The sequence below is a fragment of the Mycetocola sp. CAN_C7 genome, from assembly GCF_015752285.1.
GTDB lineage: Bacteria > Actinomycetota > Actinomycetes > Actinomycetales > Microbacteriaceae > Mycetocola_A.
Genome location: NZ_JADOUY010000015.1, coordinates 1 through 5,405 on the forward strand (window position 1 = coordinate 1; position 5,405 = coordinate 5,405).

General features: G+C 54.0%; 3 rRNA genes. All 3 read left to right on the forward strand.

The window, feature by feature from the left end:
• Positions 1-20 precede the first annotated feature (20 nt).
• The 3 genes from IWX78_RS16265 (at position 21) to rrf (ending at position 5,397) form a co-directional block, all read left to right on the forward strand.
• Positions 21-1,544 (forward strand): 16S ribosomal RNA (locus IWX78_RS16265).
• Between the two features lie 445 nt (positions 1,545-1,989).
• Positions 1,990-5,120: ribosomal RNA gene (locus IWX78_RS16270) — 23S ribosomal RNA — on the forward strand.
• 160 nt (positions 5,121-5,280) lie between these two features.
• A 5S ribosomal RNA gene (rrf, locus tag IWX78_RS16275) occupies positions 5,281-5,397 on the forward strand.
• Together the 16S, 23S and 5S rRNA genes form the textbook arrangement of a ribosomal RNA operon.
• The last annotated feature ends 8 nt before the right edge of the window (positions 5,398-5,405 follow it).

Sequence of the window (5,405 nt, forward strand, 5' to 3'; positions counted from 1 at the left end):
GGTGGTCGTGCAATTAAACATTTACGGAGAGTTTGATCCTGGCTCAGGACGAACGCTGGCGGCGTGCTTAACACATGCAAGTCGAACGATGATCCAGAGCTTGCTCTGGTGATTAGTGGCGAACGGGTGAGTAACACGTGAGTAACCTGCCCTTGACTCTGGGATAAGCGTTGGAAACGACGTCTAATACCGGATACGAACCGCGAAGGCATCTTCAGTGGTTGGAAAGAATTTTGGTCAAGGATGGACTCGCGGCCTATCAGGTAGTTGGTGAGGTAATGGCTCACCAAGCCTACGACGGGTAGCCGGCCTGAGAGGGTGACCGGCCACACTGGGACTGAGACACGGCCCAGACTCCTACGGGAGGCAGCAGTGGGGAATATTGCACAATGGGCGAAAGCCTGATGCAGCAACGCCGCGTGAGGGACGACGGCCTTCGGGTTGTAAACCTCTTTTAGCAGGGAAGAAGCGAAAGTGACGGTACCTGCAGAAAAAGCACCGGCTAACTACGTGCCAGCAGCCGCGGTAATACGTAGGGTGCAAGCGTTGTCCGGAATTATTGGGCGTAAAGAGCTCGTAGGCGGTTTGTCGCGTCTGCTGTGAAAACCCGAGGCTCAACCTCGGGCCTGCAGTGGGTACGGGCAGACTAGAGTGCGGTAGGGGAGATTGGAATTCCTGGTGTAGCGGTGGAATGCGCAGATATCAGGAGGAACACCGATGGCGAAGGCAGATCTCTGGGCCGTAACTGACGCTGAGGAGCGAAAGGGTGGGGAGCAAACAGGCTTAGATACCCTGGTAGTCCACCCCGTAAACGTTGGGAACTAGATGTGGGGACCATTCCACGGTCTCCGTGTCGCAGCTAACGCATTAAGTTCCCCGCCTGGGGAGTACGGCCGCAAGGCTAAAACTCAAAGGAATTGACGGGGGCCCGCACAAGCGGCGGAGCATGCGGATTAATTCGATGCAACGCGAAGAACCTTACCAAGGCTTGACATATACGAGAACGCACGAGAGATCGTGAACTCTTTGGACACTCGTATACAGGTGGTGCATGGTTGTCGTCAGCTCGTGTCGTGAGATGTTGGGTTAAGTCCCGCAACGAGCGCAACCCTCGTTCTATGTTGCCAGCACGTAATGGTGGGAACTCATGGGATACTGCCGGGGTCAACTCGGAGGAAGGTGGGGACGACGTCAAATCATCATGCCCCTTATGTCTTGGGCTTCACGCATGCTACAATGGCCAGTACAAAGGGCTGCAATACCGTAAGGTGGAGCGAATCCCAAAAAGCTGGTCCCAGTTCGGATTGAGGTCTGCAACTCGACCTCATGAAGTCGGAGTCGCTAGTAATCGCAGATCAGCAACGCTGCGGTGAATACGTTCCCGGGCCTTGTACACACCGCCCGTCAAGTCATGAAAGTCGGTAACACCCGAAGCCGGTGGCCTAACCCCTTGTGGGATGGAGCTGTCTAAGGTGGGATTGGTAATTAGGACTAAGTCGTAACAAGGTAGCCGTACCGGAAGGTGCGGCTGGATCACCTCCTTTCTAAGGAGCATGTGCCAGTCCGTCTGTATACAGCGGAATTACTGGCCAAGTCAGTTCAGGAGCAAATGTTTCCTGCTGGCGCTCATGGGTGGAACATTGACATTGATGCGGATCGGAATGATCCGGTATGAGTACGCCCAGGTTTACCTGGGAAGGAAAGCACTGGGTTGGTCTGGTTCGTATGTTGCACGCTGTTGGGTCCTGAGGGACCGGAACAAGTCGAGGGGAACCTCGGTTTGGACTGTACCTCTGGACCTTCTCCTGTTTGGCGGAACCGTTATGGTGGCCGGCAGGGTGGGTACCGACCGTACTTTGAGAACTACACAGTGGACGCGAGCATCTTTGATTTGGACCCTTCGGGGTTCGAATCACAAACAATAGATCTGATTTATCAGATTCATTGGTCAATTTTTCCGAAACGAAGAATCGATTCAAACTCATGTGATTGCAAGTTTTTAAGAGCAAACGGTGAATGCCTTGGCATCTGGAGCCGAAGAAGGACGTAGTAATCTGCGATAAGCCTCGGGGAGCTGATAAACAAGCTGTGATCCGAGGATTTCCGAATGGGGAAACCCCGCCAGGCTGCGTAAGTTGACCTGGTGACTCCCGCCTGAATATATAGGGCGGGTAGAGGGAACGTGGGGAAGTGAAACATCTCAGTACCCACAGGAAGAGAAAACAACAGTGATTCCGTCAGTAGTGGCGAGCGAAATCGGAACAGGCTAAACCGAGCATGTGTGATACCCGGCAGGGGTTGCATGTTCGGGGTTGTGGGACTTTTCAGTACTGGCTGCCGCTGGTACAGCGTTACAGAGCGTTATAGACGAACAGGATTGAAAGCCTGGTCAGAGAGGGTGCGAACCCCGTAGTCGAAATGACGTGATGGCGCGAAGAGTATCCCAAGTATCACGGGGCCCGAGAAATCCCGTGTGAATCAGTCAGGACCACCTGATAAGCCTAAATACTCCCAGATGACCGATAGTGAACAAGTACCGTGAGGGAAAGGTGAAAAGTACCCCGGGAGGGGAGTGAAATAGTACCTGAAACCGTTTGCTTACAAACCGTTGGAGCCTCCTTGTAGGGGTGACAGCGTGCCTTTTGAAGAATGAGCCTGCGAGTTAGCGATATGTGGCGAGGTTAACCCGTGAGGGGTAGCCGTAGCGAAAGCGAGTCTGAATAGGGCGATTCAGTCGCATGTCCTAGACCCGAAGCGAAGTGATCTATCCATGGCCAGGTTGAAGCGCGTGTAAGAGCGCGTGGAGGACCGAACCCACTTAGGTTGAAAACTGAGGGGATGAGCTGTGGATAGGGGTGAAAGGCCAATCAAACTTCGTGATAGCTGGTTCTCTCCGAAATGCATTTAGGTGCAGCGTTGCGTGTTTCTTGCCGGAGGTAGAGCTACTGGATGGCTAATGGGCCCTAAAAGGTTACTGACGTCAGCCAAACTCCGAATGCCGGTAAGTGAGAGCGCAGCAGTGAGACGGTGGGGGATAAGCTTCATCGTCGAGAGGGAAACAACCCAGACCACCAACTAAGGTCCCAAAGCGCGTGCTAAGTGGGAAAGGATGTGGAGTTGCACAGACAACCAGGAGGTTGGCTTAGAAGCAGCCACCCTTGAAAGAGTGCGTAATAGCTCACTGGTCAAGTGATTCCGCGCCGACAATTTAACGGGGCTCAAGCACGCCACCGAAGTTGTGGCATTGATGTAATAGGTAGGCCGCACATTTAGTGTGTTGGTCCAGCCATGTTGATGGGTAGGAGAGCGTCGTGTGGCCAGCGAAGCGGCGGTGTAAACCAGCCGTGGAGGCCACACGAGTGAGAATGCAGGCATGAGTAGCGAAAGACGGGTGAGAAACCCGTCCTCCGAATGACCAAGGGTTCCAGGGCCAGGCTAATCCGCCCTGGGTAAGTCGGGACCTAAGGCGAGGCCGACAGGCGTAGTCGATGGACAACGGGTTGATATTCCCGTACTGACGAAGAACCGCCCAAGCTAATCCAGTAATGCTAAGTGTCTGAATCCCAGTGATTGATCCCTTCGGGGTGAGACTCTGGGCCTAGCGCACGACCCTATGCTGGTGCGGTTAGCGTATTAACAGGTGTGACGCAGGAAGGTAGTCGGTCCTGGGCGATGGTTGTCCCAGGCCAAGGTTGTAGGCCGAGAGATAGGCAAATCCGTCTCTCATACAGGCTGAGAGCTGAAGGGGAGCCCGCAAGGGCAAGATCCGATGATCCTATGCTGCCAAGAAAAGCATCGGCGCGAGGTTCAAGTCACCCGTACCCCAAACCGACTCAGGTGGTCAGGTAGAGAATACCAAGGAGATCGAGAGAATCGTGGTTAAGGAACTCGGCAAAATGCCCCCGTAACTTCGGGAGAAGGGGGGCCTGACACGTCAGCGGATTTACTCCGGGAAGCGTGGTAGGGCCGCAGAGACCAGTGGGAAGCGACTGTTTACTAAAAACACAGGTCCGTGCCAAGTCGCAAGACGATGTATACGGACTGACGCCTGCCCGGTGCTGGAAGGTTAAGAGGAACGGTTAGCCGCAAGGCGAAGCTGAGAATTTAAGCCCCAGTAAACGGCGGTGGTAACTATAACCATCCTAAGGTAGCGAAATTCCTTGTCGGGTAAGTTCCGACCTGCACGAATGGCGTAACGACTTCCCAGCTGTCTCAACCGCGAACTCGGCGAAATTGCACTACGAGTAAAGATGCTCGTTACGCGCAGCAGGACGGAAAGACCCCGTGACCTTTACTACAGCTTGGTATTGGTGTTCGGTGTGGCTTGTGTAGGATAGGTGGGAGACTGTGAAGCTGGCACGCTAGTGTCGGTGGAGTCATTGTTGAAATACCACTCTGGTCATATTGGATATCTAACTTCGAACCGTAATCCGGTTCAGGGACAGTGCCTGGTGGGTAGTTTAACTGGGGCGGTTGCCTCCTAAAAAGTAACGGAGGCGCCCAAAGGTTCCCTCAATCTGGTTGGCAATCAGATGTCGAGTGTAAGTGCACAAGGGAGCTTGACTGTGAGACTGACAAGTCGAGCAGGGACGAAAGTCGGGACTAGTGATCCGGCAGTGGCTTGTGGAAGCGCTGTCGCTCAACGGATAAAAGGTACCTCGGGGATAACAGGCTGATCTTGCCCAAGAGTCCATATCGACGGCATGGTTTGGCACCTCGATGTCGGCTCGTCGCATCCTGGGGCTGGAGTAGGTCCCAAGGGTTGGGCTGTTCGCCCATTAAAGCGGTACGCGAGCTGGGTTTAGAACGTCGTGAGACAGTTCGGTCCCTATCCGCTGCGCGCGCAGGAAATTTGAGAGGATCTGACCCTAGTACGAGAGGACCGGGTTGGACGAACCTCTGGTGTGTCAGTTGTTCCGCCAGGAGCACCGCTGATTAGCTACGTTCGGGATGGATAACCGCTGAAAGCATCTAAGCGGGAAGCCGGCCTCAAGATGAGATTTCCATGCCTTCGGGCGAGAGGCTCCCAGCTAGACTACTGGGTTGATAGGCCGGATGTGGAAGAGAGGACTAACGACTCTCGGAGCTGACCGGTACTAATAAGCCGATAACTTGATAATCAAACCCACCCTTAGAGGTGGAAGCATGACGTTTGTTTCGATCGTTTCGGAACGGATTGGCATGATGCTACGCGTCCACTATGTGGTTCTCGATGTACGGTCGAGAACCGAACAGACAATATGTTTGTTCGATTCACTTTGACTACATGTCAACAAGTGTTTCGGCGGCCATAGCAAGAGGGAAACGCCCGGTCACATTCCGAACCCGGAAGCTAAGACTCTTTGCGCCGATGGTACTGCAGGGGGGACCCTGTGGGAGAGTAGGACACCGCCGGACTTAACTTA